This is a genomic window from Saccharopolyspora sp. NPDC045839, from assembly GCF_056431645.1.
In genome coordinates this window covers 21,557-42,019 of the sequence record NZ_JBWKKH010000033.1, presented here as the reverse complement: position 1 = coordinate 42,019, position 20,463 = coordinate 21,557, and the positions used below count along the sequence as shown (strand labels likewise).

At 68.5% G+C, this 20,463-nt stretch carries 20 protein-coding genes; 8 read left to right on the top strand and 12 right to left on the bottom strand.

The features are described 5' to 3' along the window. Positions 1–237: 237 nt before the first annotated feature. Positions 238–1,212, bottom strand: a complete 975-nt coding sequence (locus tag AC07EQ_RS33875) for a helix-turn-helix transcriptional regulator (RefSeq protein WP_478391902.1) — start codon at positions 1,210–1,212, stop codon at positions 238–240. Between the two features lie 247 nt (positions 1,213–1,459). Here AC07EQ_RS33875 and AC07EQ_RS33870 point away from each other — a divergent pair, with 247 nt between their 5' ends. Genes AC07EQ_RS33870 through AC07EQ_RS33860 form a run of 3 tightly spaced genes read left to right on the top strand, consistent with a single transcriptional unit; the run spans position 1,460 to position 4,690 of the window. Beyond that, a complete protein-coding gene (locus AC07EQ_RS33870; protein ID WP_478391901.1) occupies positions 1,460–2,584 on the top strand; it encodes an FAD-dependent monooxygenase in 1,125 nt (374 codons plus the stop codon). After that, a complete protein-coding gene (locus AC07EQ_RS33865) occupies positions 2,581–3,750 on the top strand; it encodes an alpha/beta hydrolase family protein (RefSeq protein WP_478391900.1) in 1,170 nt (389 codons plus the stop codon). The genes AC07EQ_RS33870 and AC07EQ_RS33865 overlap by 4 nt, the downstream gene beginning before the upstream one ends. Before the next feature lies 1 nt (position 3,751). Beyond that, the gene (locus AC07EQ_RS33860; protein ID WP_478391899.1) at positions 3,752–4,690 is read left to right on the top strand and encodes a VOC family protein; all 939 of its coding nucleotides are present in this window, start codon (positions 3,752–3,754) and stop codon (positions 4,688–4,690) included. Between the two features lie 73 nt (positions 4,691–4,763). On the opposite strand, the gene AC07EQ_RS33855 is transcribed toward AC07EQ_RS33860, so the two are convergent. Genes AC07EQ_RS33855 through AC07EQ_RS33840 form a run of 4 tightly spaced genes read right to left on the bottom strand, consistent with a single transcriptional unit; the run spans position 4,764 to position 8,405 of the window. Next, positions 4,764–5,957: an ABC transporter permease gene (locus AC07EQ_RS33855; protein WP_478391898.1), complete on the bottom strand. Its 1,194-nt coding sequence runs from the start codon at positions 5,955–5,957 to the stop codon at positions 4,764–4,766. Then, positions 5,954–6,676: an ABC transporter ATP-binding protein gene (locus AC07EQ_RS33850; protein ID WP_478391897.1), complete on the bottom strand. Its 723-nt coding sequence runs from the start codon at positions 6,674–6,676 to the stop codon at positions 5,954–5,956. Before AC07EQ_RS33850 ends, AC07EQ_RS33855 begins: the two co-directional genes overlap by 4 nt. Continuing rightward, positions 6,673–7,719, bottom strand: a complete 1,047-nt coding sequence (locus tag AC07EQ_RS33845; protein WP_478391896.1) for a peptidoglycan-binding protein — start codon at positions 7,717–7,719, stop codon at positions 6,673–6,675. The genes AC07EQ_RS33850 and AC07EQ_RS33845 overlap by 4 nt, the downstream gene beginning before the upstream one ends. A 35-nt stretch (positions 7,720–7,754) precedes the next feature. Beyond that, a complete protein-coding gene (locus AC07EQ_RS33840; RefSeq protein WP_478391895.1) occupies positions 7,755–8,405 on the bottom strand; it encodes a hypothetical protein in 651 nt (216 codons plus the stop codon). Positions 8,406–8,508: 103 nt separating this feature from the next. Between AC07EQ_RS33840 and AC07EQ_RS33835 the strand changes: the two genes are divergently transcribed. The 4 genes from AC07EQ_RS33835 to AC07EQ_RS33820 all read left to right on the top strand — a co-directional run bounded on the left by AC07EQ_RS33835 (position 8,509) and on the right by AC07EQ_RS33820 (position 12,753). Then, complete coding sequence (locus tag AC07EQ_RS33835) at positions 8,509–9,195, top strand: winged helix-turn-helix domain-containing protein (protein WP_478391894.1); 687 nt, start codon at positions 8,509–8,511, stop codon at positions 9,193–9,195. Positions 9,196–9,275: 80 nt separating this feature from the next. Next, positions 9,276–10,700, top strand: a complete 1,425-nt coding sequence (locus AC07EQ_RS33830; RefSeq protein ID WP_478391893.1) for an ATP-binding protein — start codon at positions 9,276–9,278, stop codon at positions 10,698–10,700. Beyond that, positions 10,697–11,194 carry a GerMN domain-containing protein gene (locus tag AC07EQ_RS33825; RefSeq protein WP_478391892.1) on the top strand — a complete coding sequence of 166 codons (498 nt, stop codon included), beginning with the start codon at positions 10,697–10,699 and terminating at the stop codon, positions 11,192–11,194. The genes AC07EQ_RS33830 and AC07EQ_RS33825 overlap by 4 nt, the downstream gene beginning before the upstream one ends. Positions 11,195–11,670: 476 nt before the next feature. Next, complete coding sequence (locus AC07EQ_RS33820) at positions 11,671–12,753, top strand: glycoside hydrolase family 27 protein (RefSeq protein ID WP_478391891.1); 1,083 nt, start codon at positions 11,671–11,673, stop codon at positions 12,751–12,753. A 144-nt stretch (positions 12,754–12,897) separates the two neighbouring features. On the opposite strand, the gene AC07EQ_RS33815 is transcribed toward AC07EQ_RS33820, so the two are convergent. From AC07EQ_RS33815 to AC07EQ_RS33790, 6 genes are read right to left on the bottom strand one after another with little or no spacing between them, the layout of a single operon-like run. Then, positions 12,898–13,785 (bottom strand): alkaline phosphatase family protein, encoded by an 888-nt coding sequence (locus AC07EQ_RS33815; protein ID WP_478391890.1) that lies wholly within the window; start codon positions 13,783–13,785, stop codon positions 12,898–12,900. Next, on the bottom strand, positions 13,782–14,513 hold the full coding sequence (locus AC07EQ_RS33810) for an HAD family hydrolase (RefSeq protein ID WP_478391889.1): 732 nt from the start codon (positions 14,511–14,513) through the stop codon (positions 13,782–13,784). The genes AC07EQ_RS33815 and AC07EQ_RS33810 overlap by 4 nt, the downstream gene beginning before the upstream one ends. Beyond that, positions 14,510–15,640: an ABC transporter ATP-binding protein gene (locus AC07EQ_RS33805; RefSeq protein WP_478391888.1), complete on the bottom strand. Its 1,131-nt coding sequence runs from the start codon at positions 15,638–15,640 to the stop codon at positions 14,510–14,512. The genes AC07EQ_RS33810 and AC07EQ_RS33805 overlap by 4 nt, the downstream gene beginning before the upstream one ends. After that, positions 15,637–16,488 (bottom strand): ABC transporter permease subunit, encoded by an 852-nt coding sequence (locus AC07EQ_RS33800; RefSeq protein WP_478391887.1) that lies wholly within the window; start codon positions 16,486–16,488, stop codon positions 15,637–15,639. The genes AC07EQ_RS33805 and AC07EQ_RS33800 overlap by 4 nt, the downstream gene beginning before the upstream one ends. Then, positions 16,476–17,408 (bottom strand): ABC transporter permease, encoded by a 933-nt coding sequence (locus AC07EQ_RS33795; RefSeq protein ID WP_478391886.1) that lies wholly within the window; start codon positions 17,406–17,408, stop codon positions 16,476–16,478. Before AC07EQ_RS33795 ends, AC07EQ_RS33800 begins: the two co-directional genes overlap by 13 nt. After that, positions 17,408–18,553, bottom strand: a complete 1,146-nt coding sequence (locus AC07EQ_RS33790) for an ABC transporter substrate-binding protein (RefSeq protein WP_478391885.1) — start codon at positions 18,551–18,553, stop codon at positions 17,408–17,410. The genes AC07EQ_RS33795 and AC07EQ_RS33790 overlap by 1 nt, the downstream gene beginning before the upstream one ends. 164 nt (positions 18,554–18,717) lie before the next feature. Between AC07EQ_RS33790 and AC07EQ_RS33785 the strand changes: the two genes are divergently transcribed. Then, positions 18,718–19,503 carry a GntR family transcriptional regulator gene (locus tag AC07EQ_RS33785; RefSeq protein ID WP_478391884.1) on the top strand — a complete coding sequence of 262 codons (786 nt, stop codon included), beginning with the start codon at positions 18,718–18,720 and terminating at the stop codon, positions 19,501–19,503. Between the two features lie 106 nt (positions 19,504–19,609). Here the strand turns inward: AC07EQ_RS33785 and AC07EQ_RS33780 are convergent, their stop codons facing one another. Continuing rightward, positions 19,610–20,386, bottom strand: a complete 777-nt coding sequence (locus AC07EQ_RS33780) for an SWIM zinc finger family protein (RefSeq protein WP_478391883.1) — start codon at positions 20,384–20,386, stop codon at positions 19,610–19,612. Positions 20,387–20,463: the final 77 nt, after the last annotated feature.

Sequence of the window (20,463 nt, the reverse complement as noted above, 5' to 3'; positions counted from 1 at the left end):
TGTCTACCTTGACACGGTAGAGGTCACTGGTTCAATCCCAGTATCGCGCACCATCAATATTCCCAGGTGCGAAACCCTGGATGGATGATCATGTCGAGCTGATCGACGCCATCGCCCGAACCTTCGGTCTCAAGGACTGCCGGGTGGCGCTCGACATCGGCCGGAGCCCTCCGGGATGCGTCGAGCAGTCGGGGCGGATCGCGATTCGCCCACGGACTGCCTCCAGGACTGTGGGAATTACCTCCGGGCGGCGGTGGTCGACGGAAGCTCGCCGAACCGCGAACGGTACTCGCCTGCGAATCGGCCAAGATGGGTCATGCCCCAGCGATACGCTATTTCTCCGATCCGGTCACCGGTCGACAGTATGTCGTGGCGTATCCGGTCCAGCCGGAGGTTGCGGACGTAACCCATCGGAGATGTCCCGAGTTTCTCCCGGAACGCGCTGCTGATCGTCCGCGCGCTGCACCCGGCTGCCTCCGCGATCTGGCCGAGGGAGATCGGTTCCGGCAGGTTGGCTTCGACGAAGGCGACTGCCGCACGCAGCGCTCTGGGATGCGGCACCCCGGGGACGCCGCGCAGCGTGGCGGTATGGGTGTGTGACTGGGCCAGCAGCAGCGCGGTCACGATGCAGCGCAACTGGCTCCGTTGCAGTTCCTCCCGCTGGAACAGCGGGTCGCCGGAGTCGAGTTGCTCGATCAATGACCCGATCAGCAGCTTCACCGCCCTGCCCCGCGGTTCGGACAGGTCGAGCGGAAGGTCGAAACGCACGGCGGAACCGGTCGGGCGCCCGGTGAGCGCCGCGAGTTCTCGCCGGACGAGTCCGGCGTCGATCCGCAGGCCCAGGAATCTCGTCCCCGGCCGGTTCGGGCGAAGTTCCTGGGCGTCGCCCGGATTGAACACCCCGGCCCTTGCCCGGCTGAGGACGGCTTGCCTGCCGCCACGGCTCGCGGAAATCTCACCGGCCAGGCCCAGGTTGACGAAGTACGAGTCCCTGCCGGGCGCCGTGCCGACCCGCACCGCCAACGAGGAGGCGAAGTAGCCAACGGCGAAGTCCGCGGCCGCGACACCGCGTACCTCGTGCTCACCGCCGGCGAGGGGGCCGAGGGGGCTGGTGGTGACCGCCCCGCCGAAGAGCCGGGCCGCCGAGTGGAGCAGGTTCACCGGATTGCCGGACTTCGTGATGACGAAATCACGGAGGGGACCCGACGGCACTGCTCACCTCCTTGATAGGCGAGGCAATCATCCCGCGGCGTCGAGACGTCCTGCAAGGTTGCCGATGCGCACGTGTCGTCCTCCTGCCGGCCAAGCTAGGTCGGCGGCCACGAGGTCGTTGTCCGGTTCCAGACGTCGTCATCCGATTCCGGAACCGTTGCCGGAACCGGACAACATCCGCCTGAACCGGATTGGGAACCGGGGCCTGCCGACCTAGCTTGGCCGAGCACAGCGGCATGGAGGACCTATGGAGAACAGTGACGGCGCGCGTTCAGCGCTGATCGTCGGTGCCGGCATCGCGGGATTGACCACAGCGAGCGCCCTGGCTCGGCGGGGATGGCTCGTCGAGGTCATCGAGACGGGCGCCGAGGGTGCCGCCGCCGGATGGGGGCTGAGCCTGACCGGCCCTTCGCTTCGTGCGCTCGACGGCCTGGGGCTGGCCGATCAGTGCCTTGCCGCCGGATACGGCATGAGCGTGATCACCAACGTCGACGCGAACGGGGTGGCGAACCCGATCGAGCTCCCGCGCCTGATCGGCCAGGATCGCCCGGCCATGGCGGGAATCGCGCGCCCAGAACTGCACCGAATCCTGCGCACCGAGGCGCTGCGGCTCGGTGCACGGATCCACTATGGACTCAGCGTTTCCCGCCTGGACGAGGGGGACGGTCAGGCACGCGCCGAACTGACCGACGCAACGGTGCGAACCGTCGACCTGCTCGTGGGTGCCGACGGCATTCGTTCGGTCGTTCGTGACCTCATCGGCCGTCCTACTCCGATTCACTATCACGGCCAGATGGTGTGGCGGGCCCTCGTGCCGCGTCCCGACTGGGCCACCAGCATCCACACCTTCGCCGGTGCCGGCCACCAGACGGGAGTCGTGCCGATCTCCCCGAGCCAGGCATACGTCTTCCTCACCGAGAACGGGGTTCGACCGGACGTGCTTCCGGATGCCGGCCTCGCCCCGCGGATGGGAGAGCTGCTGGCACCGTTCTCCGGCCGCGTCGCCGAGATTCACCCCCAGGTCGCACGGTCCGATTCGGTGATTCGACGGCCCGTGCAGACCGCGTTCGTCGACACGTCGTGGTCCGACGGGGCCAGCATCGTCATCGGCGACGCCGCGCACGCGCCCTCGCCGCAGATGGCCAGCGGGGCCGCACTCGCCATCGAGGACGGCCTGGTCCTGGCGCAGGAGTTGGACCGTTGCCAGGACACCCGGAAGGCCCTCAAGGCATTCATGGACCGCCGTCGGGAACGGTGCGCGGTCTTGGTGAAGACATCGGTCGCGATCGCAGGCCTCGAGCAGGAGCAACGACATCGCGATTCGTATCCGCTCATCGAGGCGTGCCACCAACGGATGGCGCTGCCGGCATGACCGACGTCAATGAGGAGGTCCGGTTGCCCGACGAAACCGCCCCGTCCCTGCCCGCGGCGAAGTCGTGGTTGCGCACGCATCTCGCGCAGCGGCGCAACCCGTTCAACGCCATCGGCGAGGCCGCGGCTTCCCGGTACATCGAGACGCTTCCCGGCGTCGACCCGGTCCGTTGGGCGGAGCACTGGCTCGGCGGCGCGGCGGAGTTCGCGGCGGCGGCCGAGCGGGCCGAGGTCGACGGCGACCGCGGCACCGCGCTGGAGAACTGGTGGCAGGCATACCAGTTCGCGTTCCTCGGGCGATACCCATCGCCCATCCATCCTGCCAAGCTGGCCGCGTACGAGCTGGCTCGGACCTACTTCGCCCGGGTCTGCGAACTGGAGAACACGCCCGTCGAGCAGGTCAGAGTCCCGTTCGACGGCCGCGCGGGCGAAGGCGACTCCGTCTCGTTCCTGGTGGCCCGGCCACCCGGCTCCGGCGCGGCCAGGTCACCGATCGTGCTGATGTGGGGCGGAATCGACGTGTGGAAGGAGGAGAGCTACGCCCGCGGTCGGCTACTGCGCGAACGTGGTTTCGCCACGGTGCACATCGACAAGCCGGGTGTCGGGCAGTCTCCGGTGCTGGCCGGCCCGGACGCGGAACGCCAGTGGGATCCGGTGTTCGACTGGCTGCGGAGCAGGAACGACCTCGACGCGGATCGGGTCGCGGCCCTCGGGCTGTCCTTCGGCGGGTACTGGGCGATGAAACTGGCGCACACGCACCGCGAACATCTCACCGCCGCGGTCAACTGGGGTGGCGGGGTGCACCTGACGTTCCAGCCGGAATGGCAGGAGAAGTCCCGGAACGCCTCGTCCTACCTGATGGACCTCATGCCCGCCCGCGCTCGCATCTTCGGCGGCACCACCTTCGCGGACTACGTCGCGCGCTGCCCCGAACTTTCCTTGCTGGAACAGGGGATTCTGGACCTGAAGTCGTGCCCGCTGCTGCTGGTAAACGGAAAGGACGATCAGCAGAACGCCGCCGCCGACATCCACCTCGCCCTCGAGCACGGTGACCCGAAGACCGCGCGGCTCTTTCCCGGCGGGCACATGGGTTCCGGCCCCGTCCTGCCGGCCATCGTCGACTGGCTGACCGACCGGCTCGGCCTACCGGCAACAGAAGGGAACTGATATGCACGCCACCGGTCTGATCACACACCTGCGGCACGTCGGCATCGCGATGCCGAACTTCGCCGAACAGCGCACGTTCTACCGTGAGACGTGGGGGCTGACGGAGACGGCCAATGACTCGGGGGTTTCCTTTCTCGCCGCCGAGGGCTCCCCGGAGCTGTACGTCGTCCGGCTGCGCGAGGGCGACCAGAAGCGCACGGACCTCGTCGCGTTCGGGGCCGCCGGCCCCGCCGACGTGGATACCCTGACCGAGCGGCTGATCGGCAAGGGAGTGACGCTCGTCCACGAACCCCGCGTGCTGGACACACCAGGCGGCGGCTACGGCGTCCGGTTCTTCGACAACGAGGGGCGAGTCGTCGAGGTCTCCGCGGACGTCGCGGTCCGGGCGCACCGCAGGATCGAGGAGCGCGAGTCCGTGCCGGTACGGCTTTCGCACGTGCTGATGAACACGCCCACCCCGGAAGTGACCGTCCGCTGGTACGTCGAAAACCTCGGGTTCCGGCTGTCCGACACGATGCGCGTCGGCGACCGCGAGATCATGTGGTTCTTGCGGTGCAACACCTTCCACCACAGCTTCGGCTTCGTACGCGGTCCGCATGCCGCTTTCCACCATGCCTCGTTCGAGATGCGCGGCGTCGACGAGTTCATGCGTGGCACCGGGCGCCTGCACCGCCTTGGCTTCGAGCGTCTCTGGGGACCGGGACGGCACCGTGCCGGGGACAACTCGTTCAGCTACTTCCTCGACCACGCCGGGAATACCGTCGAATACACGACCGAGCTCGAGATCATCGACGAGGACACCTGGCACCCGCACATCTACGACCTGACCGATCCCGCCAACGCCGACCAGTGGGGCACCGCGAACGAGATGGACGAGTTCATCGCCGCCCGCTCGCACAACGACGTCGACCGAGGCCTGTTCATCGCGCCGCCGATGTGACCGGGCGGACGAGCTGAAAGGATCATCGGCAATGACCTCCCGCGCTCTGCTCGCCTGCGTGCCGTCTTGCGGTTCATGTGGTGTTGAGAGCGACCGTGGGATGCAGTCGTGAGGCGCGGATGGCCGGGTAGAGACCGGCGACAACGCCGATGACCAGTGTTGCCCCGATGCCGCCCCCCAGCGCCCACGCCGGGACGACCGCGGTCCATCCCTGTGCGGCGGCGAAGATGGCGGTTGCGATCGCTCCCAATGCCGCACCGGTCGCGCCGCCGAGCACGGACAGCAGCAGGGATTCGGTGAGGAACTGCATCCGGATGTGGCCTTTGGTCGCGCCGAGGGCGCGACGCAGACCGATCTCCTGCCGGCGTTCCAGAACGGAGATGATCATCGTGTTGGCGATGCCGACACCGCCGACGAGCAGCGCCACGGCGCCCAGCCCCAGCATGAGCGTGGTCAGTCCCTTGTCGGTGGCTGCGCGAGCGGCGAGCGCGTCGGAGGGCCGGCTGACGTTGACCGATTCCGGGGCGCCGGGGTTGACGGTGCGGGCGAGGACACCGCGGACGGCTTCCACCGATTCGTCCGAGGATCGTTCGAAGACCGTGGTGGGGTGCCCGTCGAACCCGAGGTAGCGCTCGGCGGCGGGGAACCCGACCATGGCTACCCGGTCCAACTGCGGCACGAGTTCAACCGGGGCGAGTACGCCGATGACGACGAACCAGGTGTCGTCGAGGAGGATTCTCTCGCCGGCAACGGTCACCCCCAGGCGTTCGGCGGCGATGTGCCCGAGTACTGCTGCGGGCAGGTTCTCACTGGCCGGCGTGAACCAGATTCCGCCGTCGACCTGAGCGTTCAAGGCATCCAGCAGGTCCAAGCGGGCCGCTTGCACGGTCACGCCCGCGGGCATTTCCTTGGGGACCACGTCGCTGCGGCGGACCCGCGCATCGACTTCGGCGGTCGCGGTGGCCTTCTCGACAGGCCCGATCCGATTCACCATGGCGACCACGTTCTCGGGCAGTTTGACCGGATTGCCGTCCAAGTCCTTGCCTGCCTCGGCGGTGAGCAGGTTGGTGCCCAGCCGATCCAGTTGCGACATGAGATCCGCCCGGCTGGACGTGGACAGGCCGATGACGGCCACCATCGTCGCGATGCCGATCGCGATGCCCAGGGCGGAAAGCACAACCCGGGTGCGCCGGGCTCGCAAGCCGGTCGCGCCGGTCCGCAGGATGTCGGCAGGCGACATGCGTGCGGCGGTAAGCCTCCCGCTCATCGGCTTACCTCCTGGCGCGCGACGACCCCGGTACTCGTGCACGCATCGGAGACGATCTCACCGTCTCGAAACCGGATCTGTCGTGGCATCGCATCGGCGATGTCGTTGTCGTGGGTGATCACGGCGACGGTCGTGCCTGCCCGGTGAAGCTCGCGCAGCAGCTCCATGACCACCTCACCGGATGCGGTGTCCAGCGCGCCGGTGGGCTCGTCGGCCAACAGCAGGTCCGGGGCGCCGACCAGGGCGCGGGCGATCGCCACCCGTTGTTTCTCCCCGCCGGAGAGCTGATTCGGCTCGTGGCCGAGCCGGTGTCCCAGCCCGACCCGTTCCAGAGCGGTGCGGGCGCGGTCGCGACGCTGCCTGCGGGGGACGCCCGCGTAGAGGAGTCCGTCGGCCACGTTGGTCACCGCATCGCGTCCTGGGGCGAGGTGGAAATGCTGGAAGACGAACCCGATGTGCCGGGCGCGCAGCGCTGAGAGCTCGGTGTCGGACAACGCGCCCACGTCGTACCCCGCGACCTTGACCTGGCCACTCGATGCCCTGTCCAGGGTGCCGATCAGGTTGAGCAGCGTCGACTTACCGGATCCGGATGGACCGACTATCGCCACCAGCTCGCCCTGGCACACCCGCATGTTCACGCTGCGAAGGGCATGAACGCCGCCGGGGTAGGTCTTGGTGGCTTCCCGCAGCTCGATGACGGCCGGTGCCGGGTTGTTCACGTCGTGGCCACCCCGACCTTCATGCCTTCGGCCAAGCCTGGCCCGGTCACCTCGATACGCCCGTCGGCGGTCATGCCGGGCTCGACCCGGACGACCCGAACCTGGTCGCCGGTCACGACCTGAAGCCCGTACCCGCCTTCCCGAAGCGCCACGATCGCCTCCACCGGGACCGTCAGCACGCCTTGGCGGCTTTCCTGGACGAACCGCACGCTCGCCGTGCCCTGGGCGCCCGCGTTCTGCACCGACTCGGCCAGGGTGATCTCCACCTTGAGGCCCGGCTGCGTGGAACTGCCGCTTGTCCCGCCGCCGCCGGGATCAGCGGTGGCGGCGGGCTGGATGGTTTTGGAGACCTCGCCGTGGACGGTCGTGCCTTCCGGCAGGGTGACCTCGACCTTGGTCCCCGTTCTGGCCAGGTCCTGATCGGACTGATCGAGGTCGGCCAGGATGATCGGTTGCGGAGATGCCACCGTGAGCACCGGTTTGTCCGGGCCGACCCGCTCGGCGAGCGGTGCGTCCGCGGACACCACCCGGACGGCCTCCGGCTGGAAGACGACATCGCCCTGGCCGACCACGCCGCTGGGGTCGATGATGCCGAGGTCCTTCTGCCAGGATTTCACCGCGGCCTCGGTGGCGCCGTCGAACTCCTGGGTGGCCTTGAGCCCGCGGCCGTAGCCCAGAGCACGCAGGTTCTGGTGGAGCTGCCGGACATCCGGCCCTTTGTCGCCGAGCTTCATGTCGCGGAAGACCGGCGTCGTGCCGTAGAGCAGCACGACCGGCCTGGCATTCAAGCTGTAGAGCGCCTGACCGCGCTCCACCGTCTTGCCCACGGTGGCGGCCGTGGTCACGGTGCCGTCCACCGCCGCCTTCACCGCGCGGCGCGAGGCGAAGTCCCAGTAACCGTCCACGGTCTTGCTCTCCACCAGGTCGGTCCGGGTGATCTCGGTGGTGGAAGGGGGCAGCGCAGCTGCGCTGTCCTCATTGGACTCCTGGTTCCCGCAACCGGCCAGCACCAGCGTGCTGCCCCCCACCGCCGCCGCGGCCATCGCAACGGCGGCGCTCCGGATTGCCGTGCGTCGATTCACTGCATGCCGTCCAGACCGTCGAGCAGCTTGTCCTTGCACGCCTCGCGAGCCTGCTTGTAAGCGGGCGAGTCCTGATCGATCGACGAGCCGGTGGGATTCGCGTTGCCACCGGGTATGACCCGGCCGCCCTGCATCGTGGGATTGGCGAAGGCGGACACGCCGTTGTTGCGCATGCACTTGGCGTGCTCCAACATCGACTCGTACTCCCGCTGGGCGTCCCGCTGGGGTTCGAGCGCATCCGCCGCCTGCATCTCCGGCATGCAGGTCCGCATGGCTTCAGTGAGCTTGTCCTGGCCCTGCCGGGCGTTCGGCCCGGACTGCAGCTTTGCCTGGACGACCTCGATCTTCGGCCAGTCGGGATAGCCGCTCAGCTTGGGATCCGGCCAGTCCTCGATACCGTTCCTTCGCACGCACTGCACGTACTTGAGCTGCGCGTCGAAGAAGGCGCTCTTGCCGCCCTGCCGGCCGGTCGGGGCCGGCTCCCCCGCTGCCGGGGAAACGGGCGGCGGGTCGCCGGCCGAGGCGATTCCGCCGCCGGGCTGGTCCTGCCCGCCGCATGCGGCCAGAAGCGCGGCAAGGGCAGCGACGATCAGGGGCGCAGCACGCATGCCGGGGGGTTTGCGGCTCGCGCCGTCGAATCGGGTCATGGGATTCACCCTCGCGCCCCGACGTGATGGCACCCCCATGGCGGTGTGATGAGCACGTAACAAAGATCGGAGGACGCAGGTCGCCGTGCCCATAATGGGCGTCATGCCGCACGTCCTGCTCATCGAAGACGACCACTCCGTGCGAAACGGCATCGAACTCGTCCTGCGCCGGCACAACCACCAGGTGCACGCAGTCGGCACCGGTGAGGAAGGAGTGGCCCTGCTGCGCTCACGGCCCGTCGGAAACCAGATCGAGATCGTGGTGCTCGACCTGATGCTGCCCGGTATGGACGGCTTCGAGGTGTGCCGCCGCACCCGGGCCCTGGGCGCGACACCGATCATCATGCTCACCGCCCGCGGCGACGACCTCGACATCGTCAGCGGCCTCGAGGCGGGCGCCGACGACTACGTCGTGAAGCCGATCACCGCCCGCGTGCTGGAGGCTCGCATCCGCGCCGTGCTCCGCCGCGTCGAACCGGCCCGCACCGACACCACCGAGTTGGACGGCCTAGTGATCGACCGGGCCGCGTTGACCGTCACCAAACACGGCACGCCGATCGTGCTGCCGCCCACCGAACTGCGGCTGTTGCTGGAGCTCTCAGGTGCATCCGGCCGGGTCCTCAGTCGCGAACAGCTCCTCGAGTTGGTGTGGCAGCACGGCTTCCTGGGCGACTCCCGGCTGGTCGACGCCTGCGTCAGACGGCTGCGCGCCAAGATCGAGGACATCCCCGCACAACCCCGCTACATCCAGACCGTGCGCGGGTTCGGCTACCGCTTCGGGCGGCCATGAGCCGGTTCGATTCCCGTCGAGGGCTCCGCGCACGTGCACGCATCCGCTCCAGGCAGGCAGTCCAGGTGGCGAACCGGGCGATGCCGCTGCTCGGAAGCCTGCGCACCCGGCTGATAGCCGCTTTCGTACTGGTCGCAGCGCTGAGCGCGGTCACGGCTACGGCCCTGGCCTACCACGAGTCGCGGAACTTCATCGTGACCCGCACCCAAACCGCGCTCGAACAGGAATTCCGACAGCGCGTCAGCGGCCTCGCGCGGGAATTCGACGTTCCCCCCGGTCGGCAGACGCTCAAGCGCTTCGCCGATGACGTGTCCCAGGCCGGTCTCCGCGATGCCGACGTCATCGTCGACTACCAGGGCCTCACCGCATCGTCCCGTCCCGGGGCGGACGAATCGCGCATCACGCCCACGATGCGAGCAGCTGTCCGGACGGGGGACCGGCTCAACGTCCAACGCATCACGAAGGACGGGCGGCCCTGGCTGGTGCTCGGTACCCCGGTCACCTTCGAGGAATCCCGCCGCGCGTCCGGACTCGAGGTCTACGCCATCGTGTCCCTCCAGGACGAGGAACGCGACGTCAGCGACCTGCTGCGCACGGTCCGCAACGGCACGATCCCCACCATCGTCCTCGCCGCCGTCCTGGCTCTGCTTGCCGCACGCACCGTCCTGCGCCCGGTGCGGAACCTGGGCGACGCCACCCGCAGGCTCGCCGCCGGAGAACTCGGTGCCCGAGCCCAGCCGACCGGCCGCGACGAACTGGCCGACCTGGCGCACACCTTCAACGCCACCGCCCAAGCCCTGCAGACCAGCGTCACCGACCTGCGCGAGCAGGAGGCCACGGCACGCCGGTTCGCCGCGGACGTCTCCCACGAGCTGCGCACGCCACTCACCGCGATGACCATCGTGTCCAACGTGCTCGACGAAGAAGCCGACCAGCTCCCGCCGGACAGCGCGACCGCGATGCGCACCGTCAGCGCGGAAACCGCCAAGCTGGCGCGACTCGTCGACGACCTCATCGAAATCTCCCGGTTCGACGCCAAAGCCATCCACCTCAACCGCGATGAGATCGACGTCGGCGACACCATCCGCTCCACCCTCACCGTCCGCGGCTGGCATGACGACGTCCGCACCGACCTACCCGGCGAGAGCGTCCGCGCCCTGCTCGACCGCCGCCGGCTGGACGTGATCGTGGCCAACCTGGTCGGCAACGCCCTGCGCCACGGTGCGCACCCCGTCACCGTCACGCTGCGCGCATCCGACGCGGAGATCACCATCGAGGTCACCGACCACGGCCCGGGGCTCGACCCGGAGGTCATCCGGCACGTGTTCGACCGCTTCTACAAAGCCGACACCGCACGCACCCGATCCGAAGGCAGCGGCCTGGGCATGGCCATCGCCCAGGAGAACGCCCGCCTCCACTGTGGAACGATCCACGCCGGCAACCGTCCCGAAGGCGGCGCCGTGTTCACCCTGCGCCTGCCCCGCCACGTGGAAGGAACACCGTGATCCGCAGTCGCGCCGTCCTGGCTGCCGTCGTCCCCCTCGTCGCGGCACTCGCCGGCTGTGGCGTCCAGCCCACCGACGTACTCGGTGCCGGCGAACCGGCCACCGGCCTTCCCCAGGGCATGCGCGTGTACTTCGCCTCCGACTCCGGGCTGCGCGGCGTAGCACGCCCCGGCGTGGAGATCGACGATCTCCGCGTGGCCATCAAACTGCTCCTCGGCGGCCCCAACGAGACCGAGCTGCACAGTGGGCTGTCCACCCTCTTGCGGGACGACCAGGAACTCCACGCGACCTCCGACCGAGGCCAGGTCACCGTCGAACTGCCCGGCACACCGGTCGAAACCTCCCCGGGAATCTTCACCGGGCAAGTGGTCTGCACCCTGGCCCGTGCCGAATCCCTCCTGCACGGGACCCGTCCCGACGAAGTCCAGGTCACCCTCGTCGGCCCCAACCGCACGGTGGGGCCATACCGATGCCCCCAGTTCCTCACCAGCTGAACCCACATGCCTCCCGCCGAAGGTTTGGCTGCGAGCACGCCCGGGCATCTCCGCCAGTAGCCAATCCAACATGAATAGACATTCTGATGGGGGAGCGTGCGTCGCCGTCCGCTGACTCCGCCGCATATGCGGATTGCCAGTTTTTCCGGCAGCAGAGGGGATTCTGCGTGGTCTCTGGTGCCCACGCTGCTCTCGCTGTGGGAATTTCGGTAAATGTCGCCCGGCCTTGAACGGTTTGCTGATGTTGACCGTTGATCGGTGATGTGTGTGAATGTAGGTCTATGCTGACATGTCCTCGACGAGGAGCGGCAATGAAGCTTGCGAAGCGCTCATTCGAAGAATCTCCGAGACGACGTAGGACTGGTGCTCGCAACAGACTGCTCGGCGGACTGACCGTCGCCGTGCTGTGCGGTGCGGGGCTGTCACTGGCCGGCCCTGCGCAGTACGCCCCCGCTGAGGGCGGTGACGGTCTCGCTTTGACGCCTCCCATGGGGTTCAACAACTGGAACACGACCCACTGCGGGCCGGAGTTCAACGAGGAGATGGTCAAGGGGATCGCCGACATCTTCGTCGAGAAGGGGCTGAAGGACGCCGGCTACGAGTACGTCAACCTCGACGACTGCTGGGCGCTTCCCGTGCGGGACGTGAACGGCAAGCTGGTGCCCGACCCCGAGCGTTTCCCCAATGGCATCAAGGCCGTTGCCGACTACGTCCATTCCAAGGGGCTGAAGTTCGGCATCTACACCAGCGCCGGTACGAAGACCTGCAACGTGGACGGCTTCCCCGGTGGGCTCGGCCACGAGAAGTCCGATGCCCAGCAGTTCGCGGACTGGGGCGTGGACTACCTCAAGTACGACAACTGCAACAACTTGGGCGTGGACGCCCGGAAGCGCTACACCGACATGGCCAACGCGCTCAAGGAGACCGGGCGTCCCATCGTCTACAGCATCTGCGAGTGGGGCGAGAACAAGCCCTGGGAGTGGGCGGGAGATCTCGGCCAGCTGTGGCGCACGACCGGTGACATCAGCGACAGCTGGGACAGCATGCTGTCGATCATGAAGGCGAACCTGGAGCTCGACGAGTACGCGGGCCCCGGCCGCTGGAACGACCCCGACATGCTGGAAGTCGGCAATGGCGGGATGACCGACACCGAGTACCGCACGCACTTCTCGATGTGGTCGATCATGGCTGCGCCGCTGCTGATCGGTTCCGACCTGCGCCACGCGGACGAGGCGACGATGGAGATCCTGGGCAACCGCGAGGTCATCGCCGTCGACCAGGACCCGCTGGGCAAGCAGGGCAAGGTGATCTCCCAGCACGACGGCCGCTGGGTTGTGAGCAAGGAGATGCAGGACGGTTCCCGGGTGGTCGCCCTGTTCAACGAAACCGACGAGCAGGTGAAGATTTCCACCAAGGCCACCGATGCCGGTTTGCCGGTCGCCGACTCCTACGCGGTCCGCGACTTGTGGAAGCACGCGGACTCCACGACGAACGGTGAGATCTCGGCCGACGTTCCGGCGCACGGCACGGTGCTGGTCCGGGTGGCGCCGCGGCAGTGACGAGCATTCGGTCGGTGGGCCTGGTCTGCGGACGGGGCCCACCGCCGTCTGAGAGCCGATCTCCGGTGTGCGGTTTCGCACGAATGCTCGCAGGTGGGCCCTTCTCGCCCAATCCATCACGCGCGTGACCGCCGATGCTGGGCGCTACCGCTCCCGGGAGCTCTCGTCCAGCAGGAGTTCCAGCAGTTCGTGAGGCGAGACCGTCTCGGGCCAGGGGGTGAGCGATCCGCCGGCCTGCCAGCGCAGGATGAAGGAGTTCCGTTCCTCGGGCGTGCTCCCGCCGTGCCCTCCCTCGTCCAGATGCCCGTGATCCGCCGCCACCACGAGGAGCCAGTTCTCGGCGTGTTCATCCGCCCGGGCCCGCACGGCCTGGCGGATGCGGCTGATGTGCCGGTCAACCCGGGCCAGTGCCGCCTGGTACTGCTCGCTGCGGGCGCCGTAGACGTGCCCGGCATCGTCCACATCGCAGAAGTACACGAAGGACACATCGGGAACGCGGTGGGACGTGAGCGCCGCGAGGGTGAAATCGGTGATCTCGGCGTCGATGCCGACGTATCCGTGGGTTTCGCCGTCGCGGGAGATGACGGCGTGCAGCCCGGCCTTCTGCTGCTCGAGCCGCTGGTGGATGACCGGCCCCAGCCCTTCCGGGGAGACGAGCGGCGGCCAGCCCGCGGCAGCGAAAGTCCTGGTCGAAAGGTCCTGGTAGAAGGCTCGGGAGAGCAGGTCCGGATGGCTGAAGAGCCGGTGCCCCACGAAGGAATTGTCCTTCACCCCGTGCTCGGCGTGCGTCGTCCCGGTGAGGATGGAGGACCATCCCGGGCCGGAGATGGTGGGCACTTCCATCACCATGGGCTGAAGTTCGCCCTCGGCGGCCATGGCGCGCAAAGCCGGGGCGGCCGGGGAATCCGCTGCGAGGTCCCAGCGGAGCCCGTCGATGCCCAGCAGGATGATCCGGGGCCGGCCGGCGGCAGGAGGCGTAGGGCGGGTGGGGGTGTTCACTGTCGTCACCGGTTTCGTGGTCGGGGTGTTCATCGCTCGGAGCCTCTTGCCTGTGCCAGGAGCGGGAGCGTGACCTCTTCGAGGGAAGTGATGATCGTGCGGCCGGGGGTGGCGTCGATCGGGACGGTGGAGGGTACGACGACGACGGGGCAGCCGGCCGCCTCCGCTGCGGCGAGGCCGACGGGTGAGTCCTCCACCACCACGCACTCGGCAGGCCGGGCTCCCAGCTGTCGCGCGGCCTCCAGGTAGGGATCAGGGGCGGGCTTCGAGACGGCGGTGTCCTCGAAGGCCACGATGAGCGTGAACAGCTCACGGCCGAGCCGTTCCCGGACCAGCTCCACCACGCGGCGGGGCGAGGCCGACACGATGGCCGCCGGGATTCCCTGCCCCGCCAGGAGGTGGAGGAGCTGCAGGGCTCCTGGCCTGGGCGCGACCTCTTGGGCCACGAGGGCCGTGAAGGTCTCGTCGAGCCGTGCGGCGAGTGCGCCGGCCGGCAGCGGGGTGGCCATTGTGGACACCAGGTACGCGGCCGTGTGCTGGGACGGGCGCCCCACGACATCGGGTTGGTCCTCCGGCCCGAGCGTCCTGCCCAGGTTGCGCGCCACCGTCTCGACGGCGTCCCACCACAGGCGTTCGGTGTCCACGAGGGTGCCGTCCATGTCGAAGAGCACAGCTGCCGGCAGAGCCACTCCGGCGCTTTCCAGTGCCGTGTGGGCCGGCGCGCCGCCGGGCAGGGCGGTGGTGTCCTGGTGCGGCATCATGCGGCGGCCTCCTGCTCCCTGGCCCGGTCGATCAGGACGGGGCGTTCCGGGAGGCTGAGCCGGACACGTGAACCGACCGGAACGGCGGACGCCACGGCGGTGGGAACATCGGCGAGGGCTTCCTGGCCGCTGGCCAGGCGCACCGTGAGGCGCGTCGTCGCTCCCCGGAAGGACGCAGCCACCACTTGTGACCGGCTTTCCTGGGCAGCGCTGACAACGAGAGCTTCGGGCCGGACGAGGACGTCGATGTCGCCGGTGTCGTGCGCGGTGGCCGTGCTGCCGCTCCGGGCGGGGAGGTGTGCCTGGACAGGGCGGGTGAGGCCCAGAACGTCCACCTGGGTGCCGTCGCTGTTGAGACGGCCGGGCAGGCGGCTCATGGTGCCGACGAACTCGGCGACGAAGGGGGTGGCAGGTGCGTTGTACAGCTCGTCCGGTGTGGCGCAATGTTCCAGGCCGCCTGCCCGCATGACGGCCACGCGGTCCGATATGGACAGTGCCTCTTCCTGGTCGTGGGTGACGAACAGAGTGGTGATGCCCAGGTCCAGCTGGAGACGGCGAATCTCGTCGCGCAGGGACTGCCGGACTTTCGCGTCGAGGGCGGAGAGCGGCTCATCCAGCAGCAGCACCCGGGGCTTCAGGGCGAGGGCACGGGCGAGGGCCACCCGTTGCTGCTGGCCGCCGGAGAGTTGTCGTGGGTAGCGGCCGGCCTGGGTGGGCAGCCCGACGAGTTCGAGGAGTTCGTGGGCCCGGGTCCGGCGCTTTGCGCGGGGGACGCCTTGCATGCGCATTCCGAAAGCGACGTTGTCGGCGACGGTGAGGTGGGGGAAGAGGCTGTAGGACTGGAACACGATGCCGACGTCACGGCGGTGTGCGGGGAGCCCCGTGATGTCGCTGCCGTCCACCAGGACCTCGCCGGAGTCAGGGTGCTCGAAACCGGCGATCATGCGCAGCGCCGTGGTCTTCCCGCAGCCGGAAGGGCCGAGGAGGGCGAGCATCTCGCCGGGGTTGATCGTGAGGCTGAGTCCGTCGAGGGCCGTGGTGGTGCCGAAGGATCGGCGCAGTTCGCGGAACTCCAGGCCCGAGCTGCAGGTGGCGGCTGGGGGCCGGGAGCTGATGGTGGGCGTCATCGAGACTCCTTCGACGCTTTGGAGCGGCCGAGCTTCGCGACCGCAAGGAGGATGAGCCAGGTGCCGATCAGGCCGACCATGGAGACGGCGACGGACAGCTGGGCGTGGGCGCCGCTGATCGCAACGGTCCAGACGGCGAAGGGCTGGAAGCCGAGCAGTGCGGAGACGGCGTATTCCCCGAGGACCAGGGCGATGGTCAGGAAGGCGGTGTTCAGCAAGGCTTCCCGGAGGTTCGGGAGGATCACGAGGAACAGGGCCCGGGGCCAGGACGCCCGGCAGGACCGCGCGGCCTCGACCAGGACCTTCAGGTCGATCGCGGTCAGTCCGGATTCCAGGGTGACGTAGGCCAGGGGCAGGGCCATGAGCGCATAGGCGAGCACCAGGATCAGCGGGAATTCGGCCTGCTGGAGGGCGGCAAGTACGGCGAATCCCGGGGTGTCGTAGAGCCAGTCGGTTCCCCAGCGCAGGACCGTGGTGATGCCGGCACCGAGAGCCACCGCCGGGACGACGAGCGGGAGCATGCAGACGACCGCGACCACGGCTTTCGCGCGGGGGACGGCAAGGCGTACGGCGAGCAGGGCCGGGAGCAGCAGGCCGAGGACGAGCAGGATCGTGGCGGCTGCCAGGAGCAGTGTCAGGCCGAGGCTTTCAGCGAGCCATTCGGTGGTGAAGATCGCGAGGTAGGCGTCCAGGCTGGGCGTCCGGCGAGAGTCGCCGAACCCGAAGGTGAAGGCCAGTGCGCAGAGGATGGGGACCAGGAAGTAGACCCCGGCGGCGGTGAGGACGACGTTGGGGCCGAGCCGGGATTCCTTGGTCGGTACCGAGCGCGAGCCGGTCAGGACAGCCATTTCGAACTCCTTCGCTGCAGCAGGAGCTGAATGGCCATGACGATCCCGGCCACGATGATCATGTTCATGCCGAGTGCGAGGGCGACATTGCCCTGGCCCACGAGGACGTCACCCGTCAATGCCGAGGCGATCTTCACGGTCACCAGAGGGATGGAGCTCCCCACCATGGCGGCGGCCGTCGCGTAGGCGCTGAAGGCGCTGCCGAACAGCAGAACGAAGCCGCTGAGCAGCGTCGGGAACAGGATGGCGAAGGCCACGTGCCGCCAGTACTGGAAGCCGGTGGCGCGGTTGTTCTGCGCGGCCTCCCGCCATTGGGGTTTGAGGCCGTCCAGTGCCGGCGTCAAGGTGAGCACCATGAGCGGGATGAGGAAGTACAGGTAGACGATCGCCAGTCCCCAGAAGGAGTACAGGCTCCAGCCTTTGTCCGCGAGACCGAAGAATCCGGTGAGGACGCCGGCATTACCCAGGGTGGCGACGAAGGCGAAGGCCAGGGGTACGCCGCCGAAGTTCGCGATCACACCGGAAGCCGAGAGCACCGCCTCGCGCAACCCGCGGAAGCGCGAGGTGACGATGGCATGGGCGATCGGCAGGCTGACGACTGTCGCGATGAAGGCGGAGAGCGCGGCGAGCTTGACGCTTCCCAGCAGGCTCTCCAGATACGGGCCGTCGAAGGAGGCGGCGAAGTTGGCCCCGGTGAGCTCGGTGGCGCCGGTGTCGGTCGTGATGGTGACCGAGCCGACGGCCATGGCCGTCACGGGCAGGCCGAGCACGATCACGGCGAAGGCCATCAGAGGGGCGACGCCGAGCCAGCCGGTGGCAGGCCTGCGGCCTCGGCGCCGGGGCGCCCGGGGCGCCTCGGGCTCCTGGCGCCGGGACACGCTGGGCGCATCGGCGATGACGGTGGGTGCGGTAGCCGGCATCAGGAGACGGCCTTCGCCCAGTCGTTGGATACTGCGGTCTTGGCCGCCTGGCCCTGAGCCTCCGTCGGGAAGGAAACCTCGTCCTCATCGACCTGAGGCAGGCGGTCGAGCGAGCTCTTGTCCACCGTGCCGTCGGCGACCATGACGGGCAGCAGCACGGGGCGGGCGTAGCCCTTCAGCCAGAGATTCTGCCCCTCGGTGCTGTAGAGGAATTCCTGCCACAGGCGAGCGGCGGCCGGGTGCGGCGCCCACTTGACGATCGCCTGGGAGTAGTACTGGGCGAAAACTCCGTCTTCGGGGACGGTGACCTTCCACTCGATTCCCTTGGCCTTCAGCTCATCGGAGTAAGCCGCGTTGCGGTAGTCCCAGACGACGGCGATGGGCGTCTCGCCCTTTTCCATCGTCGCGGGTGTCGCCTCGACGGGGTTGAAGTTGCCGGCCTGCTTCAGCTTCGCGAAGAAGTCGATGCCGGGCCGGATGTTGTCGAAGGACCCGCCGTTCGCGAGAGCGGCGGCGAACACGGCGCCGAAAGCGGAAGCGGACTCCACCGGGTTGCCCGTGAGCGCGACCTTGCCCTTGTACTGCGGGTCCAGGAGCTCCGAGAACTTGGTGGGGCACTTCGCCACGCGACCGGCATCGCAGCCGATGGAGACGTAGCCGCCCATGTCGTTGTACCAAAGACCCGTGGCGTCCTTCTGGGAGTCCGGGATCTTGCCGAAGGACGTCACCTTGTACGGGGCGAGCAGGCCTTGTTTCGCGGCAGCGACGTCGAAATCGTGCCCGACGTCGATGACGTCCGGCGAGCGTTCCTGGCCCTTGCGGGAAGACACCGCGGTGATCTCGTCCTGGCTGGAGGCATCCGGGTTCTCGACCTCGACCTTGATGCCGTACTTCTTCTCGAAGGTGGAGATGACCTCGCCGTAGTTGGCCCAGTCCTTCGGAAGCGCGATGGCGTTCAGCTTCCCCTCCTTCTTCGCGGCGGCGATCAGGGCATCCATGCCGCCGCCTTCTTCGACCGAGGTCGCGGTGCGCCAGACGCCATCCGTTGGGTCGGAGGCGCCATTCCCGGACGAACACGCAGCCAGCCCGGACAGCAGCAGGGCCGCGGCACCGATGGCGCTGACGCGACGGAGGGTCGCTTTCATCGAAGTCCCCTAAAGTTGGCTATACAAGTTGCGGCTACGACTGTCGCCGGGCCGGGTGTCATGCCGGTGAACGGATGGGTGCGAGAGGAGGAACTGTCGGCGGGCAGTCGATGGAAAAACGTGCATCCGCACGGCAAAGAGGCGCAACGGGATACCTTGGGTGGATGGTCAGCGAAACAGCCGAAGGGAACGGCAAGCGGAGCGGGGCAGGCGCCGTTCGGTATCAGAAGTTGGCAGCCGACATGCGTCGCGCGATTGAGGCCGGAAGGTTCGGCAACGACGGGCGCCTGCCCAGTGAGGAGAGTCTCGCGGAACAGTACGGGGTCTCCCGTGGCACCGTTCGCAATGCCCTGGCGCTGCTTCGAGCGAATGGGCTGGTCACCTCCCGCAGGGGAACCCGGCGGGTGATCCTGGGGACCGCGCGTACCCAGAGCTTCCATGAACTGCTGAGTTTCACCAACTGGGCACGCTCCCTGGGCGAGGAGCCCAGCGCCCGGACCATCCATGCTCGCGTTCGCGCAGCGACCGCGGTCGAGGGAGAGCGCCTGCAGCTCGATCCGGGGGACGACATCACCGAAGTGCTCCGTCTCAGGTTCCTCGGACGCGTTCCGGTCATGCTTGAACGCACCGTCTACCCGGTACGGGTCGGTGCGGTCGTCGAAGCCCTGGCGCCGGATTCGCTCTCGCACACCGGCGCCCTCGATGCGTCCGGCGTCGTCTTCGCGGACAGTGAGCACACCATCGACATCGTCGCTGCCGATGAGACCGATGCCCACCTGCTGGGCTGTGCCGAGGGAACCGGCCTTCTCCGCGAAGTCCGCCGGGCCACCGACCCCACCGGCGCACCCCTGTTGTGGTCGGAGGACCGCTTCCTCCCCGGAACCGTCTCCTTCACCGTCCACAACTCGGCCACGGTCAGTTCCCTCGCCCGACGCAGAGCACCACGCTGACCGTCAGCCGATTGTTCGGGATGCCCGAGGTCGCGGTCGGCATCCCGTCGGTGATCCACGCGGCGCGCTCGTGAGCGGTGATTCCGGTCCTTACCGGAGGAACCACTCACGAGCCTTCCGCAAGGCCCCATGCGCGGTTGCGGGCGTGCTGACCGGCGGACACGAGGTGCTGCCAGCTTTCCCGGTCGATGCCCCGGATCTCGCCGAGCAGCCGCAGCGCCTCCGGCACCCGGCCGTCCGGCCGGTGCGGGTGGACGGCGATCGCTGCCAGGTCGCCGCGCGCGGTGAACAGGGCTTCCGGGTCGAGCCGGTCGATCGTCGGGCGCTCCGGTTCGGCCGAGCCGGAGCGCGCCGCGCGCAACGCGGCCAGCAGCGGTTCCCGGTCGCGGCCGCGCAGCCTGGTGAGCAGGAACGGGTCGGCGTCCAGCATCGGGGCCAGCACGTAGTGCACCGCCGCGGCGTGCGCGCACGGGTCGTTCTTGCTGGTGCATGTGCACGTCGAGCCGAGTTCGCCGGTTCGCGGGAACAGCGACAGATCGACCTCGCGCAGCGTCTCGTCGACGTCCTCCGGCAGCTCGCCCTGCAGGAGGGCGGCGGCGTGCCGGAGCTTACCGGCGAGCGCCTCGACGGCCGTTTCCCAATCGGAGTCGGAGAAAACCGGAAGCGACAGGACGATGTCGTGCGCACGGCCGCGCCCGTGCGCCTGGGCCCGGATCCGGCCCGGCTCGACGACCAGGTCCTGCACCGCGCCTTTGCGCGCCAGCGATCTTCCGTGGGGTAGGCGCGGATTGGGGTAGGTGGCGCCGAGCGACTCCAGCGCGCGCCGCCAGCGCCGTCCCCACCACGTCGCGCCGAAGGATTCCGTCCGCTGCTTGCCGCTCATGACTGGTCCGCCTCTCCGCGATTCACAGTGGTGGTTGCGTTCAGCCCAATCTCCCGTTACGTGGTTTCTCGTGGCTG

Coding starts and splice junctions, on each gene's coding strand:
- AC07EQ_RS33870 (WP_478391901.1), top strand. CDS start 1,460: ATGGAGAACAGTGACGGCGCGCGTTCAGCGCTGATCGTCGGTGCCGGC.
- AC07EQ_RS33865 (WP_478391900.1), top strand. CDS start 2,581: ATGACCGACGTCAATGAGGAGGTCCGGTTGCCCGACGAAACCGCCCCG.
- AC07EQ_RS33860 (WP_478391899.1), top strand. CDS start 3,752: ATGCACGCCACCGGTCTGATCACACACCTGCGGCACGTCGGCATCGCG.
- AC07EQ_RS33855 (WP_478391898.1), bottom strand. CDS start 5,957: ATGAGCGGGAGGCTTACCGCCGCACGCATGTCGCCTGCCGACATCCTG.
- AC07EQ_RS33845 (WP_478391896.1), bottom strand. CDS start 7,719: ATGGCCGCGGCGGCGGTGGGGGGCAGCACGCTGGTGCTGGCCGGTTGC.
- AC07EQ_RS33840 (WP_478391895.1), bottom strand. CDS start 8,405: ATGACCCGATTCGACGGCGCGAGCCGCAAACCCCCCGGCATGCGTGCT.
- AC07EQ_RS33835 (WP_478391894.1), top strand. CDS start 8,509: ATGCCGCACGTCCTGCTCATCGAAGACGACCACTCCGTGCGAAACGGC.
- AC07EQ_RS33830 (WP_478391893.1), top strand. CDS start 9,276: ATGCCGCTGCTCGGAAGCCTGCGCACCCGGCTGATAGCCGCTTTCGTA.
- AC07EQ_RS33815 (WP_478391890.1), bottom strand. CDS start 13,785: ATGAACACCCCGACCACGAAACCGGTGACGACAGTGAACACCCCCACC.
- AC07EQ_RS33810 (WP_478391889.1), bottom strand. CDS start 14,513: ATGATGCCGCACCAGGACACCACCGCCCTGCCCGGCGGCGCGCCGGCC.
- AC07EQ_RS33805 (WP_478391888.1), bottom strand. CDS start 15,640: ATGACGCCCACCATCAGCTCCCGGCCCCCAGCCGCCACCTGCAGCTCG.
- AC07EQ_RS33800 (WP_478391887.1), bottom strand. CDS start 16,488: ATGGCTGTCCTGACCGGCTCGCGCTCGGTACCGACCAAGGAATCCCGG.
- AC07EQ_RS33795 (WP_478391886.1), bottom strand. CDS start 17,408: ATGCCGGCTACCGCACCCACCGTCATCGCCGATGCGCCCAGCGTGTCC.
- AC07EQ_RS33790 (WP_478391885.1), bottom strand. CDS start 18,553: ATGAAAGCGACCCTCCGTCGCGTCAGCGCCATCGGTGCCGCGGCCCTG.
- AC07EQ_RS33785 (WP_478391884.1), top strand. CDS start 18,718: ATGGTCAGCGAAACAGCCGAAGGGAACGGCAAGCGGAGCGGGGCAGGC.
- AC07EQ_RS33780 (WP_478391883.1), bottom strand. CDS start 20,386: ATGAGCGGCAAGCAGCGGACGGAATCCTTCGGCGCGACGTGGTGGGGA.